Genomic DNA, 18,523 nt, shown 5'->3' on the forward strand with positions numbered 1-18,523 from the left:
GGCGGGTTCTGAGAGCGCAGGACGCTCTGCAACGCAACCAATCATGAGACCTTCACATGCATAACCCGATTGAAACCAAACGTCCCATCCGCTTCTCCAAAGACGGCCTGACGGTCTTCGTCACCCTCAAATGTGGTTCCTCGGTCATGATCGACCGGGATGATTTCGACCGCTTCGTGACAGAGCACCTGACCCTGAACTGGTACCTCAGCGGCAACGGCAAGGGCCAGCAGTACGTCTGCGCTCATGACCAGCGCTTCGGGAACATCGTCCCAGTCGCTCGCGAGATCATGCGAGCCGGAAGAGGTGAAGTCATCCGTTACCGCAGCCGTGACCGCCTCGACCTTCGCAAGTCCAACCTGACGCGCTGCGGGGGACCAGCCAAGAGGTCGCTCCGTGGCTGATTTCGCAGCGTGGATCGCTGCCCAGAGAGAAGCCGCGATTGCCCGTGGAGGGAAGCCTTTGACCTTCGTCCCCAGCGATGATGGTCGTGGCTTCCCCTACGCGGCCAGACGCAAGCGCGGTGAGATTATCAACCCCCTCACGGGGGAGATCGTCACAGGATGCCTGACCATCTCGAAACTCTCCGACCAACTCGGTCTGTCGTCCCAGAAGGTGACCGATGCGCTGGAGAAGATCGGAGCCGTTGTCCGTGTCCTGACGACCAAGGAAGTCCCGATGATCTGCGCACCGGAGGTGACCAAGCCCCGGTATGAGCGCGTTCCTCAGGCGACCCGTGAGGGGGTGGAGGATGGTCTTGTCATCCCCATCACCTTCGACCACGGAGGCAGGAAGACCCAATGCGTCCTCGTCACGCCGGAAGGACAGGCTGCTGTCAGCGCTGCCCTGAAGGAGGAGATGAAGACCAAGGGTCCAAAGCCAAGGAAGGTGGAGACGAAGACACAGGTCATCCGTGAACTGATAGCTGCTGGTCATTCCCAAGCCTCTGTCGTGAGGCAGACGGGATGGCCGAAGCAGACAGTTTCACGGCTGGTGAAGACGATGGAGCATAGGGCAGGAGGATGAGTGTCCCATTTTCTCGTCCATACCCATAGTTAAGATAGCAAACGAGACCTAGAGGCAGACAGAAGGTGGGCTTCGAGGAGGGCATGAGGATCGACCATCCATGTTCATTCCCTCCTCAGTCCATCGTCACGTACAGCCTCTGGGTTCTCTGGTCTTACGACCATCGAACAGTCCGACCAGAGAGTGAGGCGTTACAGTTAGCCTGATATATCGACCATGATCTTCGTCATCATCGCCGGAGACGACGAGGATCAGCCGACAACTTCGTAGAGGCGCATAGCGACCCCAGCTACGGTCGTGCAGATCAGCAGGAGCAGCAGAGCGATGATTACAAAAGCCATGAGATCGCGTTTCATGCCCCATTCGTAACGATGCCAGGGGGCCGCGTCGATGTCGGATCTTGCAGAAAATCGTGCTGAGATCCGTCCCGAACTATCTTCAGTCCCTCCGAGGATGGTGATGAACATGAAAACCAGAGAACATCGATCGATCCTTGGTCTTCCACACGGTCACCATAATGGTGGTGATGATCCTCATGGTCTTGATGATCGACAGCGTGTGCATCCCATAGACCGTGCAAAATGCATACCCAGACCCGGAATGTTTGTCGGAAAAATCTGAGACCCCAAGATCATAAAACAGGCTTGGCAAGTCCCCCCGTCCCCCTGCCGCCCTTCATCTGTCGAAGGCCTTATGGTCTTCCGCCGAAACATCAGGTGGTCCAGCATTGCCGTCGGTCTGGTGATCATCTCGTCTCACTAGACCTAGGTTCTGTGGCACTTCGCCACCCACGGCAGAAACAGTCCCACAAGAGTGGGTATTGACTTTTGACACCGATAGTCTCACAACGTCATTGACTTCATTGAAACTTGTGGAGCTGAGACTTATGACTTCGACACTCGTCGGCTACGCCCGCACCTCTACGCTCGAACAGATTGCAGGACTGGAAAGCCAAATCCGGGATCTGACTGCGGCGGGATGCACCAAGATCTTTCAAGAACAGGTGTCGTCGGTGGATACGAAGCGCCCGGAACTGGAGCGCGTCCTGGACTATGTCCGAGAAGGGGACACGCTGGTCGTCACCAAGCTCGACCGTTTGGCACGGTCCATGGCCAACCTGATGGAGATCATGGGCAAGCTGCAAGCAAAGGGCGTGGAGCTGAAGATCCTGGCACTGAACCTCGACACCTCGACGCCAACCGGGAAACTGATGCTGAACCTGCTCGGGTCCATCGCGGAGTTCGAACGTGAGCTGATGCTAGAACGTCAGCGAGAAGGCATCGCCAAAGCCAAGGCAGAGGGCAAATATCGAGGCCGTGCCCCGACTGCTCGTAACAAGGCTGACAAAGTTCGCGGGATGCGCTCTCAGGGTAAGACCGTCGAAGCAATCATCGCGGAGCTGGGGGTGAGTCGTTCCAGTGTCTTCAGGGCGCTGAAGGAAGGAAAGACAGCGGCTTAGTTTCTCTGGGGGAGATAATGTCTTTTGGTCGCCCTGCCCTGCCCGCGTGGAATCGCGCACAGATGACTGCTTAGCGATAATTGCGGATTGCTGCGGGGTCCAAGTCGGCAGCGGGAACGAGCTTATAATGGCGCTCCTCCACGACCTTCACGGCATTATCTTCCACGGTCAGCTCGAAGAGGGCGACCTTCTCGCTTCCTACGAACTGCGCCGAGATCGCCCGCGCTCTCATGTCGGGAAAGGCCTGGGCGCACCAAGCCAGATCCTGCTTTGTCTGCACCACCGAGATCTGATCGGTTCCGCCCTTGGCTTGCACAGGTATTGCATAGTGGCAGCCGTAACGGTCCATACCGACGTACAGCTCATCGATCTCGATCTGCCCGATCCCCTTCACCGTGGTCCTGAGATGGTTCTGGAGGGAGTACGTGGTAAGCCCCAAGAAAATGTCGATTAGTCTATTGTACCGAACGATAGCCAACAGAGCTTGTTCGTCATCGAGCGCGTAGGCGCGGATCATCTCAGGTGTCCCATCAGGCACACCAATCGTAACGAGATCAGCGCGAGGGATAATTCGGTTCAGAGGAACAAGTGTAAACTGATACCGGGATCTTCCTGCACCCTCTATGATCCACTCCATACCCTCAGGCTGCGTGGCAAGGATATCAGGGGGAAGCTTCGCCCGATAGCGCACATTGTACAGAATGTCCCCAAGGTTCTTAGGATCGACGCCCAGTTCCAACGCGGCCTGTTCAATATCTGCACGTGTGAACTCGAAAGCGTGATCGCCCTCTTTGTATTTGTCAGTGAAGATTTTCCGAACTACGGGTTGGTAGATGCTACCCCTCGGCTTCTTAGCCATCGGCGGAGGCTCCAAGCGCAGCAAGACGTGCGGCTTCGGTCTCGTGCTGCTTCCTCTTTTTGATGTTGCCGTTTCTATCTCGCTTGGTCTTGGGAGCAGCGACACCTAGCAAGTTCGCAGCTTCGCTAACCGTGGTATAGAGAAGTGCCTCGTCTCCGAGCTTCACGATCTCTGTCGGTCTGGTCGGCTCGATACCGAGCGCAGCTATGATCCGCGACGCAACAGCTCTTGCCAGCGGCGGCGGCACAGAGTTTCCGATCTGCCGGGCACCGTGCCACTTGGTAGAATGCAAGCGGAACCAATCCGGGAAGCCGTGCAGCCTTGCCATCTCGCGAACGGTCACGCAGCGCGGGTGCTTGTAGTGAATTGGACGTGGACTGGTGAACGCGCCGCGAGCGCCATCAGTACCGGCCCGAAGGGTGTTGGACACGCCCTGAGCATCGAGCTTGTAGAACCTGCTGATCGGCTCATTCTGTCCTGAGGGAGTCTCAGCGAAACGCCGCTTAGAGATGTCCGTGTGGTCGGTGCGCCACGATGAGGTCAGGACTGAGGGGTCCCATTCTCTGCGATAACCATAGTGCCACGCATCGTTGGTCAGGCCGCGCATCTCGGCAGCGTAGAGGCTCGGCGATCCAAACTTGACGCCGGGAACCTTGTCAGTGTCGGCAAGCGCCGCGAAAAGATCAGCATCGGGAAGATCGCCAATAGCGTCAGACACAGTGGGGCCGGGAGGAAGATCCGACGTCCGAGCCTTCGCACCTCTAGTCGTCGGCTCTGGGAAGCTCGGAAGCTTCAGCCCCTTCTTGCAACCCATCAGGATCAGGCGCTCGCGGAGCTGCGGCACACCAAATTCACTCGCATTGAAGACCTTCCACGGAAGACGCACCTCGTAACCGGCATCGTGAAACGCCTCGACGATCTCCTCTAGGAACTTCTTCTGCCTTCCGACCGTCAGGCCCTTCACATTCTCAAATACAAAGTACTTGGCGTCGAGTTCGGTGACCAGTCGGACAAAGTCATAGACCAGCCGGTTTCGCGGGTCGTCGAGTGACCGCTGCCCGATCATCGAGAAGCCCTGGCAAGGTGGACCGCCGAACACAACATCGACCTGGGCATCCGCAGGAAGACCGGCAGCCCGCCGGATGTCTGCACCGCTCAAAGCGGAAACGCTTCGAGGAAGGACAGCACAATCAGGGAAATTGAATTTGTGAACCGCGCAGTGGACCGGATCGATTTCCACGGCTGCCAGCACGTCGAAACCAGCTTGCTCGAAGCCCAAGCTCAGCCCGCCCGCTCCTGCAAACAAATCGATACCGACCGGTCTCGTCATTTCAATCTGCACTCCCTTGGCGGCCCGGAGGGCCTAAGAACCGTTCTATGCTGTCGATGGCCTCATCGAGTCGGGCGACTTCGCATTGCCAAAGCACCAGCGACTCCCAGCCCGCCTTCTTTAACTCGTTTACGTTCCGTTCGTCTCTAGTTTTGTTGGCGTCAATCTTCGGTTTCCAGTATTCCAGTCGTGACTTCGGCAGTGCGCCCTTGCTGCATTCATGGCCGTGCCAGAAGCACCCGTGCACGAAGATGACCTTCTTACGCGACGGAAAGACCAGATCTGGACGCCCCGGCAATGTGCGCCCATGCAGCCGGAAGCGATACCCGAGCGAGTGCAGCTTTTTGCGAACCGCGATCTCTGGCCCTGTATCCTTCTGTTTCACCGACTGCATGATGCGGCGGCGCTGATCCGGGCTTCGCGTATCCACCATTCTAAGTTCCCGAAATGCCCGCCACTGCCGGTTCCAGCAAGTAAGCGACTGTACTGCTGATGGGCAGAACCAGTTCGTGCACCCGCTTTGACTGAAGAGCGGCCTCTGCCTCGGCAGTTGCGATACCTTCCATTTCGAAGATCGCGATGACCTTGGCAGAACCTAGCCGAGCGGTCTTCGCTGCGACCGGCACAATGAAATCGATATCTCGTAGGGCCGCCTCATTCTGGCTCCTCCTTGCCATGGCTGCGACCTGCGACCTAATCTGATCTGGCAAAATAGGCTCGTCTCGCTTGGCTTCAAATGTCACGAGCGCTTTGTGAAGTACCTCCCCCGCTCGGAAGGTCATAAGGAAAAGCGCGTCTATCTCAGGCGTACCCTTCAGCGAGTTTTGTAGGTGGTAGAAATCGACCACATCGAGTGGGGAGTACAAGGCGAAATGCGTTTGCAGAACTCGCTGCTGAACACAGACTTGTATCAACCAAGCTTCGTCCGCCCGACCCATCACTCGTGCAACAGATGGCAATGAGACGGTCTCGACCTTGTGCACCACTGGAGATGTCGGAAGAGTGAAATCGTCTGGGAAGGGAACGGTTTGACCTGGGGAATATGGCACAAAGTCGAAGACACGCCCCTCACTGTAAGACTGTCGCGCGGTATAGCCCGCCTCAGCTATCGAGGCTGGCCATTGAGCGTTGCGGTTCGGGCTCCTCAGGAAGTCCTTCAAAAAGTTCGCGGGATTTCCGGTAGACAATGTGATGCCTTCATCTTGCTGAAGGTGATTGATAGCATCTTGGATTTCGCCGTTGGTGACAGTCAGAGGCGTGAATGTGCCGCTCTCCCAGTCATATCTGCGGTTAAACAGATACTCGAAAACTATGGGCTTCTCACTGTCCCGCGCCATCGCGATGCTCCTCGACTCATCCGAGTTGGATTGTGGCCAACTTCAACTCAGAGGAAAGCTTTTTCGGGAGGTGCTGGTATTCAATATGGTCGGCTTGACCGGAGATCACGTCGCTGGTACACACCAAGTCAAACCGGCGCTGAAAAAATCAATAAATACAGTAGGTAGTGCGAGCCATCGGAGATTTCGAGTCTCTCATCGCCCACCATTTCCCCCACTCCTTCGTAGTTTGTGAACGGTCTTTCAGATGTCCGCGAGACGTCTTCGGCCTATACGTTCTACGTTGAACTCGCCGCACGCGCGCCAAGAGTGCGCATGGCAAGCGCCACCGCCGTTCATCCGAAATTTCTGTTTCTCCTGCCGTTACAGTGACGGGTAAGTTCCAGCGCGTGCGGTTCCCTCACCCGGCCTCCGCTTTGCTCGGCACCCCTCTTCCGAAGGGGAGAGGAGATCCGTGAACGGTACGGCCTGTCCCTTCCCCCTCGGGGAGAAGGTGCCCGAAGGGCGGATGAGGGGCGGCTTGCACGGCAGGCGCCGAAACCAGACCCGAATCGTCCCCGCAACAATGTCTGGACACACAGCCCCGCCTCTGTCACAAGCCCGCGGGAGGGCGCGACCGCCGTTATCTATAGAACGGGTTCGGGCGACAGATTGACGTCACGTTGCTGCCACGAGAACACGTGGCCGCCCTTATTCTTCCCAGACGAGAAGAGCGTACAGGCGCCTCAAAGCTCCAGTTCGGCCCGATTCTGCAGATACCACTCGACGAAGGCCTTGACGCCGGCATCGAGGCCGATTTCCGGCTTCTTGCCCGTCAGTGCCATCAGAAGATCGGGGCTGGCATAGGTGCGCGGCACATCGCCCTGCTGCATCGGCAACATTTTCCGGCGCGCCGGTTTCCCCAGTACCTTCTCGATGGTCTTGACGAAATCCATGAGGCCGACCGGCTGGCCGCCGCCAATATTGACGACGCGGAACGGCGCCTGGTGGGAGAGGGTGTCGCAGACGCCGGCTGCGGTGACGCGATTCGATTCGTCGGGCGCGATGTGCGACAGCGCGATGATTCCCGAGATAAGGTCGTCGATATAGGTGAAGTCGCGACTCATCAGGCCCTCGCCATAGATCTCCACCTCCTGATCCTCCAGCATTGCCTTGACGAACTTGAAGAGCGCCATGTCCGGCCGCCCCCAGGGTCCGTAGACCGTGAAGAAGCGGAAGGCGGTGGTGGGCAGCCGGTAGAGGTGCGAATAGCTGTGCGCCATCAGTTCCATGGCCTTCTTGCTCGCGGCATAGAAGGTCAGCGGCTCATCGGCCTTGTCGCTTTCGCCGAAGGGAATCTTCTCGTTGGCGCCATAGACGGAGGAGGTGGAGGCGAGCATCAGATGGCTTACGCCGGCGTTCTTCGCCAGTTCCAGCACGTTCCAGGAGCCGACCAGATTCGAATCGAGATAGGCCTTGGGATTTTCCAGGCTGTAGCGCACGCCGGCCTGAGCCGCGAGGTGGATGATCACATCCGGCACGCCATCCTCCAGCGTGCTCTCCAGCAGGCGCTGGTCCTCCAGCATGCCGATCACCGGGCGGAAGGCGGGAAACTGCGTCAGAGCCGCGTGGCGCGCCTCCTTGAGGCGCAGATTGTAATAGGGCGTCATGCCGTCGAAGCCGGTGACCCGATGCCCCTCCTCCAACAGACGGCGGGCGAGGTGAAAACCGATGAAGCCCGCGGTTCCGGTGAGAAGATAATGCATTTCAGGCCTTGCTCCCTCTGTCGTGGGGGCGGATAGAAAAGCATTCCAGCCCCCATTGCAACCGTGCCGCCCGGCCTTTCACAGCAAGAGCGCCCACGAAAAAGGCCGGGCAGCAGGCCCGGCCTCGGTGTTTGTCGCGTCGCAGGCAACCGGTCAGTTGATCGCCTTCAGCGAAACGGGGAAGAAGATCGTCTCGCCGGACGAATCATCGACGCCGTCATTGTCGGTCACGGCATAGGCCTTGCCCGACTTGTCGAAGGCGAAGCCTTCCAGCTTGTCGACGACATAGCCGTTCGTGGCGGCCTTAAGATCCGGCAGGAAGTCGTGCACTTCCTCCTTCTTGACCACCGGCAGCTCGCCGCCGATCTTGGCGCCCTTCAGGTCGGCAATCGCCACGCGGTAGAGCTTCTTCAGCTTGGCCTTGTCGCCGATCTGGTTGTCGCGCTCGACGATGTAGAGATGATCGCCATGGGCGGTGATTTCCGACAGGCCGACCCAGCCCTCGCCCGCCTTTTCAAGCGGATAACGCACGGCAGACCATTCCTTGGACTTCGGCTTGTAGGCGAGAAGCTTGACGCTGCCCTTCGGATCGTCCTTCCATTCGCGCTGCACGGCAATCCACAGCGTCAGGTCGTCACCCTTGCCGACGCTCGTGACGCCTTCGAAACCAAAGCGGGTCTCACCGGCCAGAAGCTCGGCAGGAAGAGCGATCTCGGCCTTGATCTCGCCCTTGGCATCGACATTGTAAAGCGCATGCGGCACGAGCTTTGCCGAATCGCCTTCTGAGGCCAGCCAGAAGCCGCCCTTGCCATCCAGCGCAATGCCTTCCAGATCGAGCTTCTGGGCCGGCTGACCACCGCGCGTCACGCGCAGGACACTGGTGATTTCGGCCGGCTTCTTCGTTGCGTCGATGGTGAAGATCGACGGCTGCATGCCGTAGAAGGAATCGGACACGGCATAGAGAACGCCGTCCTTGTCCGCATCGCCGACGAGACCGGAAAGCGCGCCCCAGCCGATGATCTTGCCGTCGACATCCCTGGAGACGAGCGTCGGATAGGCGGGCGTGCCCTCGGCAAATTCATAGAGCATGACGTGCGAGCGTGCGCCGCCATCCTTGCCGAGATCCAGTTCGTTGGCCGTTGCGAGCAGATTGCGGCCGGGAATGGCCACTGCCCCTTCCGGAGAAATGCCGGAGGGAAGCAACTGCGTCAGCTGCGGCTCGGCACCGGTATCCTTGTAGACGCCGACGACCGAGGCGCGCTCGGCCAGCACGAAGAAATACTTCTGGCCGCCGAAGGTCGCCGATTCGAGGCCTTCCGGCTCGACACCCTTCGACTTGGCGCGCTTGTCCGGGAAATGGCCGATGCGGGCAATCGCCTGTTCGAAGGAGGCACCCGATTCGTAAAGCACCTTGCCGGTCTTGTCGAAGATGGTGAAGCCGCGCGTGCCGCCCTTCCAGTCACCCTCGTTGGCAACGACGAGGCGGTCATTGTCCAGCCACTTCACGGCATCCGGCTCGCGAGCACGCTCGTCCACCTTGCCGGTAAAGGTCAGCGCACCATCCGACTTGGTGTCGACGCCTTCGACGGCGGTCTTGCCGGCGGTGAAGCTGGTCTTCACGGTGCCGGTCTTGCCGTCGATGATGACGATGGTGTTGTTTTCCTGCAGCGTCAGGGCAATGTCGTCAAGAGCGTTGATGGCGGTGAATTCCGGCTCCGGATCGTCACCGGCAATGTCGGAAAGGCCGGTCAGGGTGACGTGCTTGATCGTGGCGCAATCGGCCATGCCGTCCTTCAAGGAAACGATGACGAGATCACCGGCCGGCATCTGCGGAATGGCGCCGTCATTGACGTCCTCATCGCGCTCGTTCTCGATGGCGATGGCGGCAAAGCTCTTGTCGGGCGAAACGGCGACCGAATCCGGCTGGCCGCCGAGATCGCAGCTCGCCTCGACCTTCTTCGTGGCGATGTCAACGATGCGCAGCTGGCCGGACGGCTTGACCTTGCTTTCCGAGGTGTTGACGGCGGCAAGAACCTTCTTGCCGGCAACGGCGACCGAGGTCGGCTCGCCATCCATCATCAGGGCACCGGCGGCCTTCGGGGCCTTGGGATCGGTAATGTCGATGAAGCCGATGGCGCCGAGCGGGCTGTCGGAATAGATCAGCATGTTGCCGTCTTCCGATGCCGTGATGATTTCGGCAGAACTTGCGGAAAGCTTGTCCTTGTCGGCCGGAAGATTGGCGGCAACGCCGAAAGATGCAATTCGGTTGAACACCGGCTCGGCACTGGCCGGAACAGCAACAGATGCCAAAAGCGCTGCCGTCAGGGCCGCGCGCGAAATGGAGAACGTCATGTCTACCCCCTTTTCCTCATGGAACCATGGGGTTTTGGGGGAAGGACATGACAGCGGGATGACAGAATACTAGTTTCGTCTTGTGCAGACAGCTTACGGCTGTGCGTCGCCCGCACCCGCCTCCTTCAGCATCAGCGCCAGCGAGGCGGAGAGAATGAGAAGCGCGCCAAGCCAGAGATAGCCGCTCGGCGCATAGCCGAAGACGAGCCAGCCGGCGATGACATTGAGCGGCAGCTTCAGATCGTCGAAGGGCTGCACATAGGCGGCATCCGCCGCATTATAGGCAAGGGTCAGCAGATACTGGCCGAGCGCCGTCAGCAGACCCGCGGCAAGCAACAGCCAGAGCGCCGTGCCGGACGGCAGAACAAAACCCTCCGCCAGCGCCAGCCCGGCATTGATCGGCGTCAGCAGCACCAGCAGCCAGACGGTGACCGTTTCCGGCGCCTCGTGATGCGTCAGATCCTTCATGATCAGCGAGGAGCCGCCCCACAGCAGCGCCGAGAGCACCGGCAGCAGCGCTGCCGCGGAAAAGCTGTCGGACCAGGGCTGCAGGATGATCATCGCACCGACAAAGCCCGTCAGCGTCGCGAGCCACCGATGCAGGCCGACCATTTCGGCGAGAAACAGCCGGGCGCCGATGATGACGAAGAAGGGTGAGGTCATCACAAGGGCGATGGCCTGCCAGATCGGCACCGTGGCAAGCCCGGTGATCCAGGCCTGCACGCCAAGCGCGGCAAGCGCCACGCGCACCACATGCCGGCCAGGAAAGCGGGTGCGCATGGCCGACAGCCCCAGCCGGCGCAGCAGCGGCAGCGAGATCACGAGCGCAAAGCCATATTGCCAGAAAGCGGTGGCAGCCGGCGGAAAGGCCAGCGTCATCGACAGCCACTGGGTCGCGACATTGACCAGCGCGAACGCAATGCCCGCCAGCACCATATAGGCGGCGCCCACCACGGCGCGCGAGCGGATCAATGATGCGGCTTTCGAACTGTTCATGCCATTCCCCTTGTGTCCGACCGTTCCGCGCGATCAGGACGACGGGGACCGCAGGCCAAAGGCCAGTGCAGCGCCGGCCGCAGATGCGGCAAGGCGCAGGCGCGCACCGGCCGGTGCCGCCCTTCCCCGCTCTCTTCCATCCGGACTTTAACCGTCGGCTCCGGGTTTCGACCGGATCTGCTGACCCCGCACCGAAAGAACCGGCACGGGCGCTCGCGGGCTCAAGATCCACATGCGGGACCTTCCACCGCCGGTGGGGACTTTCACCCCGCCCCGAGAACGCTGCCGGAAAAACCGGCATGCCCACCGATAAGGCAGAGGCGGCGGAATGGCAAGCGCAGATCCCCTTTGCGTGAACGGGTGGGCTGCGTGAACGGGTGGGCGCACAACGAAAAAAGGCCCGACGCTGCCGCCGGGCCTTGAAGCGTCACGCCGCGGAGGGGCGTGGCCTTATCTTCGTCAACGCGATCAGCTGTTGACGGCGTCCTTCAGGCCCTTGCCGGCGGAGAACTTCGGAACGTTGCGAGCCGGAATGTCGACTTCAGCGCCGGTCGACGGGTTGCGACCCTTGGAGGCTTCGCGGCGGGATACGGAGAAGCTGCCGAAACCGGCAAGACGAATGTCGCCACCGTTCTTCAGTTCCGACTGAACGGTCTCGAACACGGCGTCGACAGCCGAAGCTGCATCAGCCTTCGAGAGACCAGCCTTTTCAGCCACTGCGGCGACCAGCTCGTTCTTGTTCATGTTTCCACCCCTTTCAATGGTTTCACATACATGGATCTGTCGGGGGCGACTCTCATTTCGACGACCCCTTCGGACACTCAAAAGCGCCGCGATTGCCTGAAAAACAAGGGGCTTTAGCGAGTTTTCACAAAAAAGGCCGGCGAAATGCCGGCCTTTTTGCTTTCCGCCTGTGGATACAACACAGGCTGTCATCATTCAGTGGGCCAGAGAGGCCGCGGCATCGTCGGCGCCTTCGACGGTCGCGATCACCGGCGTTTCCACCGTGCCGTCCCATTCGATCGGCTCCGGCTTGCGGGTGAGCGCATGCTGCAGCACTTCCGACATCAGGGAGACCGGGATGATCTCCATGTTGTTCTTCACATTGTCCGGAATGTCGGCCAGGTCCTTGGCGTTCTCTTCCGGGATCAGAACCTTCTTGATACCGCCGCGCAACGCCGCCAGCAGCTTTTCCTTCAGGCCGCCGATCGGCAGCACGCGACCACGCAGGGTGATCTCGCCCGTCATCGCCACGTTCTTGTCGACCGGGATGCCGGTCATGATCGACACGATCGCGGTTGCCATGGCCACACCGGCGGACGGACCGTCCTTCGGGGTTGCGCCTTCCGGAACGTGCACGTGGATATCCGACTTGTCGAAGCGCGGCGGCTCGATGCCGAAATCGACGGCGCGCGAGCGGACATAGGAGGCCGCCGCCGAGATCGATTCCTTCATCACGTCCTTCAGGTTACCGGTGACGGTCATGCGGCCCTTACCGGGCATCATGACGCCTTCGATCGTCAGAAGTTCGCCGCCGACTTCCGTCCAGGCGAGACCGGTGACGACACCGACCTGATCCTCGCGCTCGGCTTCGCCGTGGCGGAACCGCGGAACGCCAAGATAATCCTGGACATTGGTCGCGGTGACCTCCACCGTCTTCGTCTTGCCCTTGATGATCTCGGTGACCGCCTTGCGGGCGAGCTTCATCAGTTCGCGTTCGAAGTTACGAACACCGGCTTCGCGGGTATACTGCTGGATGACCACCATCAGGGCATCGTCGCTGACGGAGAATTCCTCCGGCTTCAGCGCGTGTTCCTTGATGGCCTTCGGCAGCAGGTGCCGCTTGGCGATCTCGCGCTTTTCATCTTCGGTGTAACCGGCGATGCGGATGATCTCCATGCGGTCCATCAGCGGTGCCGGAATGTTCAGCGTGTTCGCCGTGGTGATGAACATCACATCCGACAGGTCGTATTCCACTTCCAGGTAATGGTCCATGAAGGTGGAGTTCTGCGCCGGGTCGAGCACTTCGAGCAAAGCAGACGACGGATCGCCGCGGAAGTCCATGCCCATCTTGTCGATTTCGTCGAGCAGGAAGAGCGGGTTCGAACGCTTGGCCTTCTTCATCGACTGGATGACCTTGCCGGGCATCGAGCCGATATAGGTGCGGCGGTGACCGCGGATTTCGGCCTCGTCGCGCACGCCGCCAAGCGCCATGCGGACATATTCGCGGCCGGTGGCTTTCGCGATCGACTGGGCGAGCGACGTCTTGCCGACGCCCGGAGGACCGACGAGGCACAGGATAGGGCCCTTGATCTTCGTCGCGCGCGCCTGGACCGCCAGATATTCGACGATGCGTTCCTTGACCTTGTCGAGGCCGTAATGATCCTGCTCGAGGATCTTTTCGGCATTGTTGAGGTCAGCCTTGATCTTCGACTTCTTGTTCCACGGAATGGTCAGGAGCCAGTCGAGATAGTTGCGCACGACTGTGGCTTCCGCCGACATCGGGCTCATCTGCTTGAGCTTCTTCAGCTCGGCCTCTGCCTTTTCGCGGGCTTCCTTGGTCAGCTTCGTCTTGGAGATGCGGTCTTCCAGTTCGGCCATCTCGTCGCGGCCGTCTTCGCCCTCGCCGAGCTCCTTCTGGATCGCCTTCATCTGCTCGTTCAGATAGTATTCGCGCTGGGTCTTCTCCATCTGGCGCTTGACGCGCGAGCGGATGCGCTTTTCCACCTGCAGGACGGAGATCTCGCCTTCCATGAAGCCGAGCGCCTTCTCCAGACGCATCTTCACGCTCACCGTTTCCAGCATGGCCTGCTTTTCGGTGATCTTGATGGACAGATGCGAGGCAACCGTATCGGCGAGCTTGGAATAGTCGTCGATCTGGCTGGCAGCGCCCACCACTTCCGGCGAAATCTTCTTGTTGAGCTTCACATAGTTCTCGAATTCCGAGACCACGGAACGGGCAAGCGCCTCGACCTCGACGGAATCCTCTTCCGGCTCGGCAAGCACATTGGCGCTGGCTTCGTAGAAATCCTCACGCGCGGTGTAGGTATCGATCTTGGCGCGGGCGCGGCCCTCCACCAGAACCTTCACCGTGCCATCCGGCAGCTTCAGGAGCTGCAGGACATTGGCCACCGTGCCGACCTTGTGGATTGCGGAGGGCGCCGGATCGTCATCGCCGGCATTGATCTGGGTGACAAGCATGATCTGCCTGTCGGAGCCCATGACTTCCTCCAGGGCGCGAATGGATTTTTCGCGGCCGACGAACAGGGGCACGATCATGTGGGGGAAGACCACAATGTCGCGCAGGGGCAGGACCGGATAGGTATCACCGCCAGATGCCGCAGACGCTGTATTCGTCATGTCATTTCCTTTCACTCGTCCCGCTTGCGGGAGACGGCCCGAAATCGATCCGGGTCTTTCTGTCCTCCCCAACGTGGAGGTTTTGAATGGGCTTTTCAAGCCTTGCGCGCACCGACGCCGGACAGGTGCAGCCCAAGGCCAGAGACTTAACGCGGATTGCTTACGCGTGACTGTACGCCGTCATGCCGCCTTGATCATCGCATCCCGCAACGCGGTACGCCGAAGGGGCAAAAGACCGGCCCCGCCATGCGGTGACCGGTCCCAACCGAGCCGGGCAGGATTGACGCAACCCTGCCGAAACAGGCGGAGAGGGAAGCAAGCCCCCTCTCCCCCAACGTTCGCCGGATCAGGCCGAAACGTTGGCCTTTTCCTCCTGGCGGTCCGCATAGATGTAGAGCGGACGGGCGGTGCCGCGCACGACTTCTTCCGAGATCACCACTTCCCGAACGCCTTCGAGCGCCGGAAGTTCGAACATGGTGTCGAGCAGGATCTTTTCCATGATCGAGCGCAGGCCGCGGGCGCCGGTCTTGCGCACGATCGCCTTCTTGGCAATCTCGCGCAGGGCGTCCTCGTGGAAGGTCAGTTCCACTTCCTCCATCTCGAACAGGCGCTGGTACTGCTTGACGAGCGCGTTCTTCGGTTCCGAGAGAATCTGGATCAGGGCTTCCTCGTCGAGATCCTCGAGCGTCGCGAGCACCGGCAGGCGGCCGATGAATTCCGGAATGAGGCCGAACTTGACCAGATCTTCCGGCTCCAGCTCGCGCAGAACCTCGCCGACGCGGCGGTCATCCTGCGCCTTGACGGTGGCCGCAAAGCCGATCGAGGTCTTCTCGCCACGGGCGGAGATGATCTTGTCGAGACCGGCAAAGGCACCGCCGCAGATGAACAGGATGTTCGTGGTATCCACCTGCAGGAATTCCTGCTGCGGATGCTTGCGGCCGCCCTGCGGCGGAACGGAGGCCACGGTGCCTTCCATGATCTTCAAAAGCGCCTGCTGCACGCCCTCGCCCGACACGTCGCGGGTGATCGACGGGTTGTCGGACTTGCGGGAGATCTTGTCCACCTCGTCGATATAGACAATGCCGCGCTGCGCGCGCTCGACATTGTAGTCGGCGGCCTGCAGCAGCTTCAGGATGATGTTTTCCACATCCTCGCCGACATAGCCGGCTTCCGTCAGCGTGGTGGCGTCGGCCATGGTGAACGGCACGTCGATGATGCGCGCCAGCGTCTGGGCCAGATAGGTCTTGCCGCAGCCCGTCGGTCCGACCAGCATGATGTTCGACTTCGCCAGTTCGACATCGCTGTTCTTGGAGGCGTGGGCGAGACGCTTGTAATGGTTGTGCACGGCGACGGAGAGGATCTTCTTCGCCTGCTTCTGGCCGATGACATATTCATCCAGCACCTTGATGATGTCCTGCGGCGTCGGAACGCCATCGCGGGACGACTTCATCATGGAGCTCTTGTTCTCCTCGCGGATGATGTCCATGCACAATTCGACGCATTCATCGCAGATGAACACCGTCGGTCCGGCAATCAGCTTGCGGACTTCGTGCTGGCTCTTGCCGCAGAACGAACAATACAACGTATTCTTGGAGTCGCCGCCGTTGCTGCCGCTGACTTTGCTCATATCACTTCCCTTCCAGCACACCGCTCGCCCGTCATCCAGGCGCGGATCCTTCTCTTGCCGGCCGGCAAGGCCTCTCGCTCGAGACCTGCCCGCTTCGCTACCGGGGATACTCTACCGGTGGGATGCTACCCGTCCCCGATCCGGTGGCAACGAAACCCCGCTTCGACCGAATGCTATGTCACAATAATTCAACACAGCCTTAATATGAACTATTAGTGCGCCGCTTGCCAGATGAAAGCCCGTTTCCGGTCACAACCGGGTGACATCCGGCACGCAGGGTATCCGCGTCAATCCGCGGATCCGCCTTCCAGTTCCCGGCGCGAGGTCAGCACCTTGTCGACCACGCCCCAGGCCAGCGCCTCGTCACAATCCATGAAGTGGTCGCGGTCGAGGGTCTTTTCGACTTCCTCATAGGTGCGGCCGGTATGCTTCACGTAGACGTCGTTCAGGCGCTTCTTCATCTTCAATATGTCACGAGCATGGCGCTCGATGTCCGAAGCCTGGCCCTGGAAGCCGCCCGACGGCTGGTGCACCATGATACGCGAATTCGGCATGGCAAAGCGCATGCCCTTCTCGCCGGCCGCCAGCAGCAGCGAGCCCATGGAGGCGGCCTGGCCGATGCACAGCGTCGACACGGCCGGCTTGATGAACTGCATCGTATCGTAGATCGACATGCCGGCGGTGACGACGCCGCCCGGCGAATTGATGTAGAGGGCGATTTCCTTCTTCGGGTTCTCGGCTTCGAGGAAGAGAAGCTGCGCGCAGACCAGCGACGCCATGTGATCTTCCACCGGCCCGGTGAGGAAAATGATCCGCTCCTTCAGGAGACGCGAGTAGATGTCATAGGACCGCTCGCCGCGATTGGTCTGCTCCACAACCATCGGCACCAGGGCCATGGCGGTATCAACGGGATTTCTCATGGTGTTCCTTTGTTTCATCGGGCGCCCGACGGCGTTGCCGCGCCAGGAATCGTCTACAAATCGGTCAACTCCCTACATAGAGTGTTGGAGGCCAGCACTTCAAGACGGGCAGGAGGATATCCTTAATCGCTGCGGCGCGAGGCTAACAATTCGCAAACGGACCGAAATGCGATTTTTCTGATAGGGGCTTCTTTATCAGGTTGCAGCCGTGCTACTGGTTCCAAAGAATATTTCGGAGATCTCACCACGTGCTGAAGACGGCACTGCTACTCTGGGCGGTAGAGGCTGCTACGCTTGCAGTATTGCTGCTGGCCATGTGGGCCAATGATCGCAAGCAGACCGTCGTCCTCGCCTGGTCGCTGGGATTTGGGGCCAATGGGGTCGGGGCGCTTCTGGTGGGGCTGCGGGACATCATTCCCGACTATGTTTCCGTTGTCCTCGGCAACGGGCTTCTGGTGCTGGCTCTGTCCTGCTGGACCGCCGGCATCCGCTACTACGACGACCGGAAATCTCCCGTCTGGATACTGCTGCCATCCGCTATCTGGTTCATCGGCATTCATTTTTCCTTCTTTGCCTCGACCTTCTGGATGCGCGTCTTCCTGTTCCAGTGCGCCTCCTCCGTGGGGTACATGATGGTGGCCTGCGTGCTGGCGGAGCCAAGGCTTCCGCCGCGCGGCGGACGGCTGACCTTTGCCGCCATATCGCTCGTCCAGAGCCTGATGATGGCCTTCACCGCCATTGCCTGCCTCTTTGCCAGGCCCGAAACCTTCAGCGAGATCCCCAACGGTCTCTTCTATACGATTGTCAACATATTCTGCCTCGTCTCGGGCATATTACTTGGTGCGCATCTTCTCATGTCCCGCACCGAGCGCCGCCTGCAGCAGCTGATCGTCACCGACCCGCTGACCGGCGTGCTGAACCGCCGCGGCTTTCTCGAACAGTTTCACCGGATGCGCAGCCGCCCGCCGGCGGGAAAGCTGATGCTGGCGCTGGCAGTGTTCGACCTCGACCACTTCAAGCGAATCAACGACCGCTACGGACACAAGGGCGGCGATGCGGTGCTGATCGCCTTCTGCCGGGTGGCGGACGAATGCATCGGCACGCGCGGGGTCTTCGGGCGGATCGGCGGCGAGGAATTCGCCTGCCTGCTGCATGTGGCAAGCGCCGCCGAGGCCGCCGGCATCGTCGAGGCGATCCGCCTGTCGCTGATGCGCCAGCGGGTCGGTCTGCCCGACAGCGACCGGATCATCATCGCCACCGTCAGCTGCGGCGTGACCGTATCGTCCATTCTCGACGCCGATGTCGATGCCATGCTGTCGAATGCCGACCGCGCCCTTTATTCGGCCAAGGCCGCCGGACGCAACAGCACCGTGCTGCATGACGGCAAGGCCAGCTACATGGTCAATGAAAACCCGCATCGCGACGAGCAGCCGCAGCTCTCCTTTGCCGATACCGGCAGCGTGGCCGCGTTCCCGCTTCCGCCGCTGCCGCCGCTCTCGGCCTGAGCCGCAG

General features: G+C 60.3%; 16 protein-coding genes and 1 riboswitch. Of the genes, 4 read left to right on the top strand and 12 right to left on the bottom strand.

What is annotated here, in order from left to right:
• Positions 1-56: 56 nt before the first annotated feature.
• Together KLP42_RS00300 and KLP42_RS00305 are read left to right on the top strand one after the other, a co-directional pair.
• Positions 57-404, top strand: a complete 348-nt coding sequence (locus KLP42_RS00300) for a hypothetical protein (RefSeq protein ID WP_215563707.1) — start codon at positions 57-59, stop codon at positions 402-404.
• On the top strand, positions 397-1,026 hold the full coding sequence (locus KLP42_RS00305; RefSeq protein WP_215563709.1) for a hypothetical protein: 630 nt from the start codon (positions 397-399) through the stop codon (positions 1,024-1,026). Before KLP42_RS00300 ends, KLP42_RS00305 begins: the two co-directional genes overlap by 8 nt.
• A gap of 251 nt (positions 1,027-1,277) precedes the next feature.
• On the opposite strand, the gene KLP42_RS00310 is transcribed toward KLP42_RS00305, so the two are convergent.
• A complete protein-coding gene (locus tag KLP42_RS00310; RefSeq protein WP_215563711.1) occupies positions 1,278-1,493 on the bottom strand; it encodes a hypothetical protein in 216 nt (71 codons plus the stop codon).
• Between the two features lie 419 nt (positions 1,494-1,912).
• Between KLP42_RS00310 and KLP42_RS00315 the strand changes: the two genes are divergently transcribed.
• Positions 1,913-2,485 (top strand): recombinase family protein, encoded by a 573-nt coding sequence (locus tag KLP42_RS00315; RefSeq protein ID WP_215563713.1) that lies wholly within the window; start codon positions 1,913-1,915, stop codon positions 2,483-2,485.
• Between the two features lie 70 nt (positions 2,486-2,555).
• Here the strand turns inward: KLP42_RS00315 and KLP42_RS00320 are convergent, their stop codons facing one another.
• From KLP42_RS00320 to clpP, 11 genes are all read right to left on the bottom strand, one after another.
• A complete protein-coding gene (locus KLP42_RS00320; protein WP_215563715.1) occupies positions 2,556-3,344 on the bottom strand; it encodes an endonuclease in 789 nt (262 codons plus the stop codon).
• Positions 3,337-4,674, bottom strand: a complete 1,338-nt coding sequence (locus KLP42_RS00325; protein ID WP_215563717.1) for a DNA cytosine methyltransferase — start codon at positions 4,672-4,674, stop codon at positions 3,337-3,339. Before KLP42_RS00325 ends, KLP42_RS00320 begins: the two co-directional genes overlap by 8 nt.
• 1 nt (position 4,675) lies before the next feature.
• A complete protein-coding gene (locus KLP42_RS00330; RefSeq protein ID WP_215563719.1) occupies positions 4,676-5,107 on the bottom strand; it encodes a very short patch repair endonuclease in 432 nt (143 codons plus the stop codon).
• 1 nt (position 5,108) lies between these two features.
• Entirely contained in the window at positions 5,109-6,011 is a 903-nt protein-coding gene (locus KLP42_RS00335) for a hypothetical protein (RefSeq protein ID WP_215563721.1), read from the bottom strand.
• A 725-nt stretch (positions 6,012-6,736) separates the two neighbouring features.
• Entirely contained in the window at positions 6,737-7,756 is a 1,020-nt protein-coding gene (locus KLP42_RS00340; protein WP_215563723.1) for an NAD-dependent epimerase/dehydratase family protein, read from the bottom strand.
• Between the two features lie 153 nt (positions 7,757-7,909).
• Entirely contained in the window at positions 7,910-10,108 is a 2,199-nt protein-coding gene (locus KLP42_RS00345) for an esterase-like activity of phytase family protein (RefSeq protein WP_215563725.1), read from the bottom strand.
• A gap of 93 nt (positions 10,109-10,201) precedes the next feature.
• Positions 10,202-11,104, bottom strand: coding sequence for a DMT family transporter (locus KLP42_RS00350; protein ID WP_215563727.1), 903 nt, complete (start codon positions 11,102-11,104; stop codon positions 10,202-10,204).
• Between the two features lie 124 nt (positions 11,105-11,228).
• Positions 11,229-11,389, bottom strand: a riboswitch (FMN riboswitch).
• A gap of 183 nt (positions 11,390-11,572) precedes the next feature.
• A complete protein-coding gene (gene hupB / locus KLP42_RS00355; RefSeq protein ID WP_143125473.1) occupies positions 11,573-11,848 on the bottom strand; it encodes a DNA-binding protein HupB in 276 nt (91 codons plus the stop codon).
• 195 nt (positions 11,849-12,043) lie between these two features.
• Positions 12,044-14,464, bottom strand: coding sequence for an endopeptidase La (gene lon / locus KLP42_RS00360; protein WP_215563729.1), 2,421 nt, complete (start codon positions 14,462-14,464; stop codon positions 12,044-12,046).
• Between the two features lie 346 nt (positions 14,465-14,810).
• The gene (gene clpX / locus KLP42_RS00365) at positions 14,811-16,091 is read right to left on the bottom strand and encodes an ATP-dependent Clp protease ATP-binding subunit ClpX (RefSeq protein WP_215563731.1); all 1,281 of its coding nucleotides are present in this window, start codon (positions 16,089-16,091) and stop codon (positions 14,811-14,813) included.
• Between the two features lie 287 nt (positions 16,092-16,378).
• The gene (gene clpP / locus KLP42_RS00370) at positions 16,379-17,011 is read right to left on the bottom strand and encodes an ATP-dependent Clp endopeptidase proteolytic subunit ClpP (RefSeq protein ID WP_215563734.1); all 633 of its coding nucleotides are present in this window, start codon (positions 17,009-17,011) and stop codon (positions 16,379-16,381) included.
• Between the two features lie 248 nt (positions 17,012-17,259).
• Between clpP and KLP42_RS00375 the strand changes: the two genes are divergently transcribed.
• Positions 17,260-18,516 (top strand): GGDEF domain-containing protein, encoded by a 1,257-nt coding sequence (locus KLP42_RS00375; RefSeq protein WP_215563736.1) that lies wholly within the window; start codon positions 17,260-17,262, stop codon positions 18,514-18,516.
• Positions 18,517-18,523 lie beyond the last annotated feature (7 nt).

Origin of the sequence: Rhizobium sp. CSW-27 (assembly GCF_018760785.1) — a bacterium.
GTDB lineage: Bacteria > Pseudomonadota > Alphaproteobacteria > Rhizobiales > Rhizobiaceae > Neorhizobium.

Coding starts and splice junctions, on each gene's coding strand:
- KLP42_RS00300 (WP_215563707.1), top strand. CDS start 57: ATGCATAACCCGATTGAAACCAAACGTCCCATCCGCTTCTCCAAAGAC.
- KLP42_RS00310 (WP_215563711.1), bottom strand. CDS start 1,493: ATGTTCATCACCATCCTCGGAGGGACTGAAGATAGTTCGGGACGGATC.
- KLP42_RS00315 (WP_215563713.1), top strand. CDS start 1,913: ATGACTTCGACACTCGTCGGCTACGCCCGCACCTCTACGCTCGAACAG.
- KLP42_RS00320 (WP_215563715.1), bottom strand. CDS start 3,344: ATGGCTAAGAAGCCGAGGGGTAGCATCTACCAACCCGTAGTTCGGAAA.
- KLP42_RS00325 (WP_215563717.1), bottom strand. CDS start 4,674: ATGACGAGACCGGTCGGTATCGATTTGTTTGCAGGAGCGGGCGGGCTG.
- KLP42_RS00330 (WP_215563719.1), bottom strand. CDS start 5,107: ATGGTGGATACGCGAAGCCCGGATCAGCGCCGCCGCATCATGCAGTCG.
- KLP42_RS00335 (WP_215563721.1), bottom strand. CDS start 6,011: ATGGCGCGGGACAGTGAGAAGCCCATAGTTTTCGAGTATCTGTTTAAC.
- KLP42_RS00340 (WP_215563723.1), bottom strand. CDS start 7,756: ATGCATTATCTTCTCACCGGAACCGCGGGCTTCATCGGTTTTCACCTC.
- KLP42_RS00345 (WP_215563725.1), bottom strand. CDS start 10,108: ATGACGTTCTCCATTTCGCGCGCGGCCCTGACGGCAGCGCTTTTGGCA.
- KLP42_RS00350 (WP_215563727.1), bottom strand. CDS start 11,104: ATGAACAGTTCGAAAGCCGCATCATTGATCCGCTCGCGCGCCGTGGTG.
- hupB (WP_143125473.1), bottom strand. CDS start 11,848: ATGAACAAGAACGAGCTGGTCGCCGCAGTGGCTGAAAAGGCTGGTCTC.
- lon (WP_215563729.1), bottom strand. CDS start 14,464: ATGACGAATACAGCGTCTGCGGCATCTGGCGGTGATACCTATCCGGTC.
- clpX (WP_215563731.1), bottom strand. CDS start 16,091: ATGAGCAAAGTCAGCGGCAGCAACGGCGGCGACTCCAAGAATACGTTG.
- clpP (WP_215563734.1), bottom strand. CDS start 17,011: ATGAGAAATCCCGTTGATACCGCCATGGCCCTGGTGCCGATGGTTGTG.